Below are 13,501 nucleotides of genomic sequence, written 5' to 3'. Positions count from 1 at the left end.
TAAATTATACTGCAATATTAGCAATACTAACCCAATTTCGAAGCATTTCTAAACCATAAGTAGTTAAGGCAGCTTCCGGATGGAATTGTAACGCATATAATGGCAGTGTGTTATGCTTAAATGCCATTAGCTCGCCAGTAGCAGTATGTGCAAGCGGAATTATACTTGGCGGCGTATGACGCAGCACCAGCGAATGATACCGCACCACCGGCATCTTTGCTGGCAGGTTTTTAAAGATCGGATCAGGCTCACAGGTTATTTCAGAGATCTTACCATGCATGGGTTTTTCACCCTTCTCCAGCTTTGCCCCAAAGAATTCGCCCAACGCCTGATGCCCTAAGCAGATGCCCAGCATCGGTACACGTTCGTGGTATTCGTGTATCACATCCATCAGCACCCCTGCCCCTTTCGGTGTTCCTGGCCCCGGCGATAGAACTATAGCTTCAATTGGCAGTTTTTTTATCTCTGACAAGGGCACATTGTTCCGCACCACATGCGCCTCCACACCCAACTGGCCAAAGTAATCCACTAGGTTATAGGTAAACGAATCAAAATTATCGAGCAGGAGAAGCATGGGGTTTGATTTGGAAATTTGGAGATGTGGGGATTTGGAGATGGATTGAATTAGTCTTTATAGATGATTTCTATACTTGGGTTTATAGTTTTAAGATCTTCTACTAACTCCAGGTTGTTTTCCGGGGCGATGTAGATCTCGTCGTAGCGATTATACTTTACAATAATACCTTTACTCGCTGGCCTAAGACCTACCCACATAGTTTCGCCGATTACAAGCTGCCGGATGTTGCTGATATTGATCTCGCTCCATAGAAATCCTGACTTATACATTAGTTTGCCATCTTCCACTTTATACAAGGTTCCGTAGAATACCCGTAATAGTAACCCCATAGGTGCTATTAAAGGCAGAAGTATATATGGCCGCTCAGAGAAACCTTCAGTGTTGGTTATATAAATTACAAAAGGTAATAGCACCAGGAGAACTATTAAGTAAGGTATAGGAGCTCTACGATTTGCTTTATATTCTTTCATGGGGATTTATACTTCTGATCTATTACATTTTAAGAATTAGATCATCTTCAAATTTACAAATCTTCACATTATCAAATTAATTAAAAGAACCCCTTCAAAGAAGAGATCAACGTCTTCACAAACGGAAGCACATACCCCAGAATATCCAAAGCATAAGGCGTAGCTTTAAGCACAACCGGGTAAACTATAGATTCGGATGCGGTTTCAGGGGTGATGCTGATACCAGCCATATCGGAAACGTAAAGCAACAAACTGATAGCGCAGCACCATTTCAGAGCGCCAAGTATAGCTCCCAGCACATTATCGAAAAAGCCGAAGGGAGTAAAGTCTAATACCTTTTTTAGGATGAAGCCGAGCAGATATACCGCAAGTATAATTCCGATGAAAACAAGCAGGAACGTAAAGTAAGGCAGCACACCGCCCACATCGCCTACAAAATCCCGAACTACAGGCAGCGCCACGTGCAACAGTTTTAGTCCGCCAAGTATAGCCACCACTAGCGCCACCAACGACACTAACTCCAGCAGCAACCCTTTACGGTAGCCCATAAATGCGCCAAACAAGATCGGAACCAGCAGGAAATAATCGAAGGTACTCACGCAGCGAAAGTATAAGTATAAACAAAACGCTGCTACACTGGTGTAAAGCCAATGCAGCAGCGCTAAGATAACTATAATCAGTATTGTGCACCAAAATAAACCAGTGCTATACTATATACTTCTTTGAGTAATTAAAAATCGGTGTTATTAAGTAACGCACCTACCGCCGAAGAGATGGCACGACCATCTGCCTGGCCAGCCAGTTCTTTAGACGCTACACCCATTACACGACCCAGATCAGAAGGGCCGGTTGCGCCTACACGCTGAATGATTTCCAGTAATCTGGTACGGAGGTCGCCTTCATCCAACTGTTTTGGCAGGTATTCTTCTATTACAGCCAGTTCGCCCAGTTCAATCTGCGCCAGGTCTTCGCGGTTCTGTTGGGTATATACTTCCGCCGATTCGCGACGCTGTTTGGCTGCTTTCGTCAGCAGTTTAAGTTCTGTGTCGGGGGTTAAGCCTTCGCCGCCGCCTTTTTCAGTTTCGGCCAGCAGTATCAGCGATTTTATACTTCTTAAAGCCTGTAAGCGTGGTTTATCTTTCGCCAGCATGGCCTGCTTTATATCGCCTTCTACTCTTTCTTTTAAGGTCATAGTTTTTAATATTTTATAGTATGTATCAGCACAAGGTGTTACGCTACTTCTACGGAGCTTTTGCTTTAGAGGCAACGCACCGGGCATAACATCTTATTTAAATTTCCATTAATTTAGTCATCTCGTTTAGATTAACTATAGCCGGCAGTAAACCGGCCAACCAGCAACATGACCAAACTGAGTGTAAATATAAACAAAATAGCCACGCTGCGTAATGCCCGCGGCGGCGACAGGCCAAATGTAGTGCAGGCGGCAAAAGACTGCGAGCGTTTCGGAGCACAGGGCATAACCGTGCACCCACGTCCCGATGAGCGCCATATCCGCTACCAGGATGTGTACGACCTGAAACCTATAGTTACTACCGAATTTAACATAGAAGGCAACCCGACTCCTGATTTTCTGAAGCTTGTTAAAGACGTGAAGCCGGAGCAGGTAACGCTTGTACCCGATGCACCGGATGCCATTACCTCAAACGCCGGTTGGGATACAATAAAGCACAAAGATTTCCTGACGGATATAATCTCTGAGATGAAAAGCCTGGGAATCCGCACCTCTATTTTCGTGGACCCGATGGAAAGCATGATTGAAGGTGCAGCTATAGTTGGTACCGACCGCGTAGAACTATACACCGAAGATTACGCACGCCGCTACCATACCAACCGCGAAGCAGCTATAGTCCCTTATGTAAAAGCTGCTGTAAAGGCTCAGGAATATGGCATCGGCCTAAACGCCGGTCACGACCTGGACCTGGACAACCTGAAGTACCTGAAAGATAATCTGCCGGGTTTGCTGGAAGTAAGTATAGGCCACGCCCTGATCTGCGACGCTTTATACTTTGGCCTGGAGAACACGATACAGCTATACCTGCGCCAGCTTAAATAACCGACTTTGATAAACTCCATAACTATAGACGAGTTTCTGCAGAAAGCTGAAAAGCTGCCTGTGCTGGATGCACGTGCTCCCAAAGAGTACGAAGCTGGCCATATATTGCAAGCTCAAAGCTTCCCTATTTTTTCAGACGATGAGCGGGCTATAGTTGGTACATCTTACAAGCAGCAGGGCCACGACCCGGCAGTATTACTTGGCTTGGATCTGTTCGGTCCTAAGATGTCTCAGTTTGTAAAAGAAGCTACTAAAATTGCTCCCGATAAAGAAGTGTTGTTGCATTGCTGGCGCGGCGGCATGCGAAGCGGGGCCATGGCCTGGCTCCTGAGCTTTGCTGGTTTTAAAGTGCATTTGCTGCAGGGCGGCTATAAAGCGTACCGACATTTCATACAGGAGCAGTTTATAAGACTCTGGCCTATACTTATACTTAGTGGCTTTACGGGCAGTGGCAAAACTGATATCCTATCTTACCTGCAAAAATTTGGTCAGCAAACTATAGACCTGGAAGGACTGGCGAACCATAAGGGCTCTGCCTTCGGAAGTATAGGCATGCCGCAACAACCTACTACAGAGCAATTCGAGAATCTGCTGGGATCAGAGTTGTTAAAGTTAGATCCGCAGCAAGCACTCTGGCTCGAAGACGAAAGCGTAACTATAGGCCGTGTTAAAATGCCGCATGAGTTTTATACTTATATGCAACAGCGGCCAACCATAGTTATCGATGTACCAAAACAACTACGTGTACAGAAGCTGGCTCACGAATATTGCCGCACCGACAAAGCTATACTTGAAACTTCTATACTTAAGATAAAGAAACGACTTGGCGGTTTGGCAACCCAAGAAGCTTTGGATGCCATTGCCACCGGCGATATGGAAAAGATGGTAGAGATTGCCCTAACCTATTACGACAAAGCATACCATTACCAACTCAAACCAAAGCAACAGGTACTTACGCTGCCACTGCAAAGTATAGATCCCGAAGAGAACGCACAGCAGATACTAAGCTTTGCTAAAACCAATAACCTGATTTAATTATGGAAGAGACATCCACACAAGATATAAAACTTACCCAGTACAGCCACGGTGCCGGTTGCGGCTGCAAAATTGCCCCAAAAGTACTCGATGCTATACTTCATTCTGACATCACGTACCCCGACAACGACAAGCTACTGGTAGGCAACAGCTCCCGCGACGATGCTGCCGTGTACGACATTGGCAATGGCCGCGCTGTTATCAGTACCACCGATTTCTTTATGCCGATTGTGGATGATGCCTATGATTTCGGTCGTATCGCGTCGGCTAACGCTATTTCGGATATCTATGCGATGGGCGGAAATCCGATGATGGCAATTGCTGTGCTGGGATGGCCTATAGATAAACTGGCCCCGGAAGTTGCCAAGCGTGTAATAGAAGGAAGCCGCAGCATCTGCCACGAAGCAGGTATACCCTTAGCCGGCGGCCACAGCATCGACAGCCCTGAGCCAATTTTCGGCCTGGCTGTAACCGGCATGCTTGATATCCCCAACCTGAAACGTAACGACACGGCCACCGCAGGCTGCGAACTATACTTAACAAAACCGATTGGAGTAGGCATACTTACCACTGCTCAGAAAAAAGCCATCCTTAAACCAGAGCACGCACACTTAGCTCCACAACAAATGATGCAGCTAAACAAGATTGGTGCTGAACTGGGCCAACTGCCACAGGTAAAAGCTATGACTGACGTAACTGGTTTCGGTTTATTAGGCCACTTATCTGAAATGTGCGCAGGCAGTAATCTGGCAGCTGAAGTATACTTTGATAAAGTTCCTGTAATCAAAGAAGCACTGGATTACCTTGCACAAAAAGCTATACCTGGCGGCACACACCGAAACTTCGACAGCTACGGCCATAAAATAGCAGACCTTACCCCAGATCAGAAACATCTGCTCTGCGACCCCCAAACCAGCGGCGGCTTGTTAGTAGCTGTAGATCCTGCTGGCCGGGATGAAGTGCTACAGCTGTTTACAAAGTATAACTTAGATCTTCAGCCATTGGGTATTTTGAAAGAGCGTGGCGCTGAAGACACGTTGATCAAGGTTTTATAGCTTTTTATACTTCTAGTTTACATAAACGTAAGCTGATAAGCTGATAACTATTTACTGTTAACTGATTACTGTTATAAATGAAACTACACTATAGAGAGTTGGGCCATGGCCAGCCCTTGATTATACTTCATGGCTTATTTGGCACTTCTGATAACTGGCAGACACTGGCAAAGCGCTTGGCAGAACATTACAATGTATTTTTAGTCGATCTTCGTAATCATGGGCGTTCACCACACGACGAGCAGCACGATTACGATACTATGGCTGATGATGTATTACGACTGGTTGATGAGTTGCAGATACCAACGCCAGCAATAATGGGACATTCAATGGGAGGCAAAGTTGCTATGAACTATGCCCTTAAATATCCAACCCGCATCACTAAACTTATAGTCGTTGATATTGCCCCTAAAGCTTACCCACCACATCATGACGAGATCATAGATGCACTACAGTCAGTTGATCTGGCAACAGCAACCAGCCGCAACGAAGTAGATGCGCAATTAGCCACAACTATTCAGGAAGATGAAGTACGTCTGTTCCTGATGAAGAACCTCTACCGAAAAGAAGATAATACCTTTGGCTGGCGCATGAATTTAGGTGCCATTGAGAAAAACTATGAAAAAATAGCCGCTCCAATAACTTCTGATATTCCTTTTAAAAAGAGTGCACTATTTATAAAAGGTGGAAGGTCCAGGTATATCCTTCCTGAAGATGTGTATACCAATATTGAACACTTATTTACCCAGGTGGAAGTGGAAACTATACCGGAAGCCGGTCATTGGGTACATGCCGAAGCTCCTGATAAAGTTTATGATCTGGTAACTACATTCTTGAGTGCTGAGTAATTACCAGTTTACAATGACTTATTTTAATTAAATCTAAAGCTGTCGTTGCACATTAGCAGTGGCAGCTTTTCTATTTCCATCTCCGTTATACTTTATACTTTTGTAACATGAACAAGACCGGCACATTATATCTTATTCCAACTATACTCGCAGAAGGTACAGCAGAACAGGTTATATCTCCGCAGGTAAAAGACACGGTGCATAACCTTACTTACTTTATAGTTGAGAATTTGCGCACAGCACGTCGTTTTGTGAAATTAATTTGTCCGGAAATGGTAATTGAGCAGCTCACATTTGTGCAGGTTGATAAGGATGCTACTCCCGCTCAGGTACAGGCTTCTCTTAAACCGCTACTGGAAAAAGGAGTAGATGCAGGTATAATCTCAGAAGCAGGTTGCCCGGGTATAGCAGATCCAGGTGCAGAAGTAGTAAAATATGCTCACCAAAAAAATTTAAAGGTCATACCTTTCGCCGGTCCCTCGGCTATACTTCTCAGCTTAATGGCAAGTGGTTTCAACGGACAACAATTCGCTTTTCATGGTTACCTGCCCATAGATAAAGGGCCACGTCTGCAAGCCCTGAGACAGCTGGAAAAAGAGATGCAACAGCGTAACCAGACCCAGATCTTTATGGAAACACCCTATCGCAATAACAAATTGCTTGAAGATCTGCTTACCACCCTTCACCCAGAAACTAAACTTTGCATAGCTGCCAATATCACATCGCCAGAGCATGAGTTCATCCATACCAAAACTATAAAACAATGGCATGGCAACCTACCTGATATACATAAGCAACCGACTGTTTTTTTGATCTACAGGTAAATTTATACTTTTAGCATAATACCTTACAGACCTCTCCCAACATCTTCAGTTCAGATGTCTTAAAAAAAAAAGCCCTTGCCTGATTGGCAAGGGCTTTTATACTATAAGGTTTTGCTAATACTATTTCTTAGCTTCTCCTTCAAATGTCCACTTCTCATGGAAGAAGGTACGATCTGCACCAGCTTGAACCATAATGTAGCTCACTTCCAATGATTCTGGATTACCTTCAGCATCAAATGTCCATTTATTTACTCCTTCAGGATTAAGTTTTGCAGCTCTACCGTTACCAGCCGGCTGACCATAATAGTTTGTAACGTCTATTACATTACCAGCTTCATCCATGTGGAATACAGGTGCAAAACTACCATAATAAGAGCCTGCAGTACCATTCTTAATAGGGTGACCTTCATAACCACCCAGGTAAGTCCAGGAGTACATTACAACAGATCTGGCACCAGTTGTGATTAGGTCAGAATCCAGTGGGTAGTATCCTACTAAAGCAGCATTTACCTTATCAACCATCGGAGAAGTAGCAGTAACTGAATAGTTAGCATGATACTTGTTTTTAGCACCAAGCTGGAAGATACCAGAACCAAAGTTACCGCTTACATTGTACTTCTCATCAGCAGTTAATGTCAGAGGTAAACCATATTTATAAGCAAAGTCAAATAGTTCAGGTCTTACTGTAACTTCAAAAGTTGCTTGTCTTTCACCTTTCTTAATTGTTACGGAAGAAGGTACTTCATAAAGCTCAGCAGGAATTAGGTCAAATAATTCGCCAGCAACATGTGCCTCAGCATCTTCCGGGTCTTCACCAATTTCGATAAGATGAGCTCTTTCATCAGCAATAATCTTTTCATTATATGCATCAAGAGCAGCCTCATCTACAACAATACCTACTTCGATATCCTCAGGTGCAACACTTGTACCTGCGTAGTTAACAGTCACTTCAAATGTAGTAGAAGGAACTACATCAAATATTCTGTTGTACACTGGCAGGATATAACCTTCTGTTGCAGGCGCAGTCGGAGTCTCAAGGAACTCAATAATGTTCTGCGCATCCTCGGTTCTACCTGTAATAGGTTCGTCATCTAAGCAAGACGTAAGTCCTACTGTCAGAAGAGCTAATGGTAGTATTTTAGTTAGTTTCATTTTCGTATCCTTAATTTTTTACTTATTAATTATCCCAGAACACAGTTGATGTTTGTGCACTGATAGTTCCTTCTTTAGCAACGTTTGCTGCATTGTAGCTATACTCAGACTGAGGGTATAGTAAACGCTTAGGAATACCGTTACCACCACGGCTTGGAGCTAATGATAAAGGAAGATCAGCAGGTACACCTACTCTTCTGTAGTCAACCCATGCTTCAAAGTTATTGATACCTACTAACGCAAGGTACTTCTGCATCACGATAAGTCTGATCTTATCTGTAGCATCATCCCAGCTAGAAATCGTACCACCATTAGCTAGATAATCCTGAGCTGCTGCTTCCGCATTAGCAACCTTTAACCATTTGAAAGATTCTGTTACAGCCGCTTCGTAAGCTGCTTTAGCATCACCTGCTAACCAACCTCTTTGTGTTGCTTCAGCCTGTAAGAACAAGCTTTCAACAGAAGTAAATAACCACTGGTCCTGAGAAGCACTCTTAGCAAGACCTGGACCAGCTACATCAGATGAGTTAGCGTGCTTGTAAGGGTCGTTGTTTGGAAGTACTTCACCAAAATTATAACCATAGTATAAGTTATTATTAAGTGGAACAGCTGCTTCAGAGAAGTAGTACTGGTAACGAACATCACCACTGTTCTTCATTTTGTTAAGAACATAGTTGTTCGCTCTGTTGTATTGGTCAGTTGCACCAAGAGCAGATTCTTTATACGTATTGTAGAAAGGATTCTGCTGGCCATCAACAGCAGCATAGCCAGGGTTAACTGCAGCTGTTTCACCACTCATCAGGAAGCCTGAACCATCAGCTTCGATTTTAGCAATTTCAGCTGAAGGATTAAATCCTGGAACTTCAGACTGGCGAACCAGTAACTTCAGACGCTGTGTGTTAACCAGTTTACGCCACATAGTTGCATCACCACCAAACATGATGTCTGCTTCAGCAAAACCAGGGTTAGCAGCATCTTCAGTTGGCTGAGCAAAAAGAGCAGCAGCTTCATCAAGCTCAATTAAAAGGCTGTCATAGATATCTGCGCCTTGGTCATAAGCTGGAAGAATATTGCCAGAAAGATCAAAAGCCTTTGAATATGGCACATTGTTATACTGGTCAACTAAGTACATAAAGCCTATAGACTTCATAACTTTAGCCGCACCCAGGTAATAATTCTGGTTAGCAACTGTTGCCTTTTTCTCCATCAGGTTAACATCAGTCAGGATATCATACCAGCCATTCCACTCATCCTGCTGGTAAGTATTTGTAATGTTATAAGACTCCTGTTCTGTGCTTGGTCCATAAGTACCTGAGCGTGCCCAGTAACCCATCCAGTGTGCAGAGAAATCATAAGAAGTAGCCATTCTTGCTGCAGTTGCATGCAAAGCTCTTGGCATGATCAACTGAGGCGTTATAGACTCTTCTGTCGGAGAGTTAGGGTTTGTGTTAATATCAAAGAAATCATCACCGCAGGATGTTGCTCCGAAAAGCATCACCAGGCTGAGGATTGGATATATAAGCTTTTTCATTTTAATACCTTTAGAATTTAAATCTTCTTATTCCTTAGAATCTCAGTGTTACATTACCACCAAACGTGCGGGTTGGAGGGTTAATGTTTGAGTTAGTGATACCTGCTGTGTTACCTTCAGTTGTGAAGCTAAAATCAGGATCCTGGAATTCATTTGTTTCAGGCAACCAAAGTGCCAGGTTTCTACCTGTTAATGACACAGTAATACCTTTTACTACATTCTGGCGAGAAACTAATGAAGTAGGCAGCTCATAGCTTAATGCCACTTCACGTAATCTCCAGTGTGCTGCACTAGTGATAAAGTTAGAGTTTGTTGATCTGAATACACCAGTGTAGAAGTCGTTAGTATTGCTGATAGCGATGTCAGTGTTTTCGATGTACTGGCCTTCGTTCGCAGGATCTTCGTAAACAGAGTTAGGGTATACAAATCTGTCACGATTGTTACGACCTGACTGAGCAGATACACCAGTCCATGCCATCGCACTACCAATGTTGTGGTAAGCAATGTGACCACCTTTGTACTCACCAAGTACTGACAGGTTTAAGCCTTTCCAGCTAACCGATGGGTTAAGACCAAGGATCCATTTTGGTAAAGTACGACCAAATTGCTTCACTGATGGGTCTGCAACAGGGTAACCGGTAAAGCGGTCAACAATTACACGACCTTGTGGGTCTCTTGCATAATCAGAAGCTTTGATAACAAATGCTGGCTGACCATTTACGATATAGTTAGCAGCAGTTGTGTAACCACCCTGAGCAATTTCATCAAGACCCTGGTAAACGCTGGTTACTTCGTTATCGTTGTAAGAAACGTTACCTCTGAATTCGATGTTAACATCGCCAAGTTCTACAAGTGGTGTAATTCTCAAGTCTAATTCAGCACCTCTGTTGATAAATGATGCAGCGTTTACGAACGCGCTTGTATAACCAGTTGCTGAAGACACGTTGATCGGAATGATCTGGTTGTCGTTGTTCTGGTGGTAGTAAGTTGCATCAATGTTGATTCTTCCATCAAGGAAACCAGTTTCAATACCAACTTCTTTTGATTCGATAAACTCTGGCTCTAATGCAGCGTCATATTTGGTATTGTTAGCAGTAAAGCCTGGCAATGTACCATAAGGGAAACCACTTGCCTGAGAGAAAGTAGCAGCTAATAAGTAAGGAGATATATCTGCGTTACCTGTTTTGCTCCAAGAACCTCTTAATTTCACGTAAGAAACTATGTTATTGTTCTGAAGAGCACCAATTGCATCAGATAATACTAATGAACCACTCACACCAGGGTAGAAGAACGAGTTGTTATCCATAGCAAGCACTGAAGTTCTGTCATTACGGCCAGTAACCTCAACGTTCGCCCACCCTTTGTAGCTTAAGCCTGCGCTACCATAGATAGAGAATAGTCTTGTACGAGCGAATGGAGAAGAACCATCAAGCTGACCTACTAAGTTATCGATGTTAAATAACTCAGGAACAACAAGGCTTGTAGCACCAACTCTTGTATCACGGGCATCAGTCTGACGTACGTAGGTACCCACAACACCGGTAACTTTAAAGTTCTCATTGATCTCTTTGCTTAAGTTAGCAAATAACTCAGATGATAAACGAGTGCTCTTATAAGATCTCTCTTGTACAGTACCTGGTATCGGGCTGAAACCTCTCTTCTCTACACCAAACACAGTTGGTATCTCACCTTTAGATGATTCTCTTTCAGTGATTGTACGAGAAGTTAAACCAGCTCTGTAAGATATGTTTAACCAATCAGTCGCTTTAAAGTTGAAGTCAGCGTTAGTTAATAAATCTTCTCTCTTACCGTCAAGTCTCCAGTTATCAATAGCGAAGTATGGGTTCAGACCGTAGTCGTTGAAATAGTTGTTGTACTGAGCCCACTTGTTATTCTTGAAGTCTTTGTAAGAAGTGATCGGAATTTGAGCAGGAGTGTTGAAGATTAGGTTCATCAAACCTTGGTTCAGACCTACGTTCTGAGCTGCATGGTAATCAGCCATAGAATTGTCATCAAAGATGTTATAATTCTGCTGGATATAGTTGGTATTGAAACCTACTTTAAATTTACCATACTCATTAGAGGTATTTAAACGGATACCTGTTCTGCGGTTCTCATCGTGAGGAACAATACCTTTAATGTTAGCATCCTGTAAGCTGATATAGAAATTCTTTGAAGCAAAAGATATATCATTCTGAGTAACAACACCAGTATTGAAGAAATCTTCACGCTCATTTGTTGGGCTATACTTCACTTTCTGAACTGAACCATCTTCAAGTGGTTGGCCAATTTCTACTTCAGAACCATCAAATGCAGGCCCCCATGACCAGTTCTCATATGGAACATATTCCCCATAACCACCGCTACCAAACTTAGTTTGGAACTTAGGGAAGAAAGAAATTTGCTGTAATTGAGTTGAATGGCTAAGTGTAATTACTGGCTTATCATCACCAGAACCTTTTTTAGTAGTAACGATAATCACACCGTTTCTAGCATCCGGACCGTAGATAGCTGCAGCAGAAGCACCTTTAAGGATGTTTGTGCTTTCAATATCATTAGGGTTTAGAGAAGACAAGTAATTTAGGTCTGCAGGAATTCCATCAATTACCAGGAGTGGGTTGTTATTACCTGTTAACGAACGGATACCACGAAGATTAATCTTCACGTTTTCGAATACACCATTGTTAACTGTAGAAATGTTCAAGCCAGCAACTTTTCCTTGTAAACCATTAGCAATGTTTACAGGATTCGCTCTGGTAACCACTTCGTTTGTTACAGTAGTAGTAGCATAACCAATCTCTTTTTTCTGTCTTTCGATACCAAGAGCTGTTACTACAACCTCCCCTAACTGTTTCGCATCAACAGGAAGTGCTACGTTAACTGTGTTGCCACTGATAGCGCGCTCTGTAGTTACATATCCAATGTAACGGAAAACTAGTGTATTACCACCTTCAGGCACATTAATGGTATAAGAACCATCTACAGTAGAAGCAGTACCTACAGTAGTTCCTTTTACCAGTACTGTTACACCTGGTAACGGCTGATTTGTGGAAGCATCTGTCACCTTACCGGTGATTGTTCGACTCTGGGCCATTGCCTGTTGCAGCAAGGCGGACACCAGAAGGAACGTCAGCATTAGAAGTTTTTTCATTGTCTGTCTGTTTAATTTGTTTAAAGTGTGTAATAATTATTCCTGCAAGATTTTAAGCCATAAAAATGAAACTAAATATTAATGAACTATTATATTAATAATAAAAAATTCTTTAAGGTACTGTTAATAATATTGTCTTAATTTTCTCTCTTGTTTATAAACCAGGCTGAGGGAGGAAGAGATTTTGCGTACAGGAAACGCGCAGAACTATAAAAGTAATTAGTTCAAAATAGGAAGGGTTGATTAGTAAATCTTTTACCATTCATTAATAAATGTAGTGAGAGATAATTCAATTTTATTAAAAAAGAATAACTATAGCAAATAAAAGCAATATTAAGATATAAAAAAATAGTATATAGTTATTTTTTTACAACTTCAAATTATATAATTACAAATATTACAGAAAAGCATTTGTTGGCTAGGTAAAACTAATTTGATAAAGTTTGGAATTTAAACTTTATAAATTTATCTGCTATCAGTATTGGAACTTCTTTTAAACCTCCCACTCCCCAGCCAAGCGCTCCCTTCTGTCTAGCTTCCTTCGTCTTAAAATCTTTCTAGCTGATCATCACGACAGCTTCTTACCACCTACAATGTTGCCCCTGCTTTGAGCGGTGCCGCGCCAGCCACTCGCTACCACTTTAGACTAAAGCCGGTAGCCCGGGAGCGGGCGTGGAGAGGGGCTTTAAACGCAAACACCCCGCTCTATTGCTAAAGCGGGGTGTTGCAAGATAGGGTTGGCGGCCACCTACTCTCCCGGGTGTGACCCCAGTACCATCGGCGC

The 13,501-nt window shown here is 42.7% G+C and carries 12 protein-coding genes; 5 read left to right on the top strand and 7 right to left on the bottom strand.

Annotated features, from left to right (window positions below; all coding sequences use genetic code 11):
* Positions 1 to 4: 4 nt before the first annotated feature.
* The 4 genes from MJ612_RS17085 to MJ612_RS17070 all read right to left on the bottom strand — a co-directional run bounded on the left by MJ612_RS17085 (position 5) and on the right by MJ612_RS17070 (position 2,239).
* Positions 5 to 574 carry an anthranilate synthase component II gene (locus MJ612_RS17085; RefSeq protein WP_187034044.1) on the bottom strand — a complete coding sequence of 190 codons (570 nt, stop codon included), beginning with the start codon at positions 572 to 574 and terminating at the stop codon, positions 5 to 7.
* 50 nt (positions 575 to 624) lie between these two features.
* The gene (locus MJ612_RS17080; RefSeq protein WP_250419229.1) at positions 625 to 906 is read right to left on the bottom strand and encodes a PH domain-containing protein; all 282 of its coding nucleotides are present in this window, start codon (positions 904 to 906) and stop codon (positions 625 to 627) included.
* A 221-nt stretch (positions 907 to 1,127) separates the two neighbouring features.
* Entirely contained in the window at positions 1,128 to 1,646 is a 519-nt protein-coding gene (locus MJ612_RS17075; RefSeq protein ID WP_187034046.1) for a CvpA family protein, read from the bottom strand.
* Between the two features lie 131 nt (positions 1,647 to 1,777).
* Positions 1,778 to 2,239, bottom strand: a complete 462-nt coding sequence (locus MJ612_RS17070; RefSeq protein ID WP_187034047.1) for a GatB/YqeY domain-containing protein — start codon at positions 2,237 to 2,239, stop codon at positions 1,778 to 1,780.
* A 168-nt stretch (positions 2,240 to 2,407) separates the two neighbouring features.
* On the opposite strand from MJ612_RS17070, the gene MJ612_RS17065 reads away from it, so the two are divergent.
* From MJ612_RS17065 to MJ612_RS17045, 5 genes are all read left to right on the top strand, one after another.
* On the top strand, positions 2,408 to 3,121 hold the full coding sequence (locus MJ612_RS17065; RefSeq protein ID WP_187034048.1) for a pyridoxine 5'-phosphate synthase: 714 nt from the start codon (positions 2,408 to 2,410) through the stop codon (positions 3,119 to 3,121).
* A gap of 6 nt (positions 3,122 to 3,127) precedes the next feature.
* Positions 3,128 to 4,156: a tRNA 2-selenouridine(34) synthase MnmH gene (mnmH, locus tag MJ612_RS17060; RefSeq protein WP_187034049.1), complete on the top strand. Its 1,029-nt coding sequence runs from the start codon at positions 3,128 to 3,130 to the stop codon at positions 4,154 to 4,156.
* A 2-nt stretch (positions 4,157 to 4,158) separates the two neighbouring features.
* Positions 4,159 to 5,211: a selenide, water dikinase SelD gene (selD, locus tag MJ612_RS17055; protein WP_187034050.1), complete on the top strand. Its 1,053-nt coding sequence runs from the start codon at positions 4,159 to 4,161 to the stop codon at positions 5,209 to 5,211.
* Between the two features lie 77 nt (positions 5,212 to 5,288).
* Positions 5,289 to 6,059 (top strand): alpha/beta fold hydrolase, encoded by a 771-nt coding sequence (locus MJ612_RS17050; RefSeq protein ID WP_187034051.1) that lies wholly within the window; start codon positions 5,289 to 5,291, stop codon positions 6,057 to 6,059.
* Positions 6,060 to 6,166: 107 nt separating this feature from the next.
* Positions 6,167 to 6,883 carry an SAM-dependent methyltransferase gene (locus MJ612_RS17045; RefSeq protein ID WP_187034052.1) on the top strand — a complete coding sequence of 239 codons (717 nt, stop codon included), beginning with the start codon at positions 6,167 to 6,169 and terminating at the stop codon, positions 6,881 to 6,883.
* Positions 6,884 to 7,003: 120 nt separating this feature from the next.
* Here the strand turns inward: MJ612_RS17045 and MJ612_RS17040 are convergent, their stop codons facing one another.
* The 3 genes from MJ612_RS17040 to MJ612_RS17030 are packed head-to-tail and all read right to left on the bottom strand — an operon-like array spanning position 7,004 to position 12,717.
* Positions 7,004 to 8,035: a DUF1735 domain-containing protein gene (locus tag MJ612_RS17040; RefSeq protein WP_187034053.1), complete on the bottom strand. Its 1,032-nt coding sequence runs from the start codon at positions 8,033 to 8,035 to the stop codon at positions 7,004 to 7,006.
* 25 nt (positions 8,036 to 8,060) lie between these two features.
* Positions 8,061 to 9,566: a SusD/RagB family nutrient-binding outer membrane lipoprotein gene (locus MJ612_RS17035; RefSeq protein ID WP_187034054.1), complete on the bottom strand. Its 1,506-nt coding sequence runs from the start codon at positions 9,564 to 9,566 to the stop codon at positions 8,061 to 8,063.
* 34 nt (positions 9,567 to 9,600) lie between these two features.
* Entirely contained in the window at positions 9,601 to 12,717 is a 3,117-nt protein-coding gene (locus MJ612_RS17030; RefSeq protein WP_187034055.1) for a SusC/RagA family TonB-linked outer membrane protein, read from the bottom strand.
* Between the last annotated feature and the right edge of the window lie 784 nt (positions 12,718 to 13,501).

Origin of the sequence: Pontibacter deserti (genome assembly GCF_023630255.1) — a bacterium.
GTDB classification, from domain to species: domain Bacteria; phylum Bacteroidota; class Bacteroidia; order Cytophagales; family Hymenobacteraceae; genus Pontibacter; species Pontibacter deserti.
This window is presented reverse-complemented; position numbering and strand designations above follow the sequence as displayed.

Coding starts and splice junctions, on each gene's coding strand:
- selD (WP_187034050.1), top strand. CDS start 4,159: ATGGAAGAGACATCCACACAAGATATAAAACTTACCCAGTACAGCCAC.
- MJ612_RS17070 (WP_187034047.1), bottom strand. CDS start 2,239: ATGACCTTAAAAGAAAGAGTAGAAGGCGATATAAAGCAGGCCATGCTG.
- MJ612_RS17065 (WP_187034048.1), top strand. CDS start 2,408: ATGACCAAACTGAGTGTAAATATAAACAAAATAGCCACGCTGCGTAAT.
- MJ612_RS17080 (WP_250419229.1), bottom strand. CDS start 906: ATGGGGTTACTATTACGGGTATTCTACGGAACCTTGTATAAAGTGGAA.
- MJ612_RS17040 (WP_187034053.1), bottom strand. CDS start 8,035: ATGAAACTAACTAAAATACTACCATTAGCTCTTCTGACAGTAGGACTT.
- MJ612_RS17085 (WP_187034044.1), bottom strand. CDS start 574: ATGCTTCTCCTGCTCGATAATTTTGATTCGTTTACCTATAACCTAGTG.
- MJ612_RS17030 (WP_187034055.1), bottom strand. CDS start 12,717: ATGAAAAAACTTCTAATGCTGACGTTCCTTCTGGTGTCCGCCTTGCTG.
- MJ612_RS17045 (WP_187034052.1), top strand. CDS start 6,167: ATGAACAAGACCGGCACATTATATCTTATTCCAACTATACTCGCAGAA.
- MJ612_RS17050 (WP_187034051.1), top strand. CDS start 5,289: ATGAAACTACACTATAGAGAGTTGGGCCATGGCCAGCCCTTGATTATA.
- MJ612_RS17035 (WP_187034054.1), bottom strand. CDS start 9,566: ATGAAAAAGCTTATATATCCAATCCTCAGCCTGGTGATGCTTTTCGGA.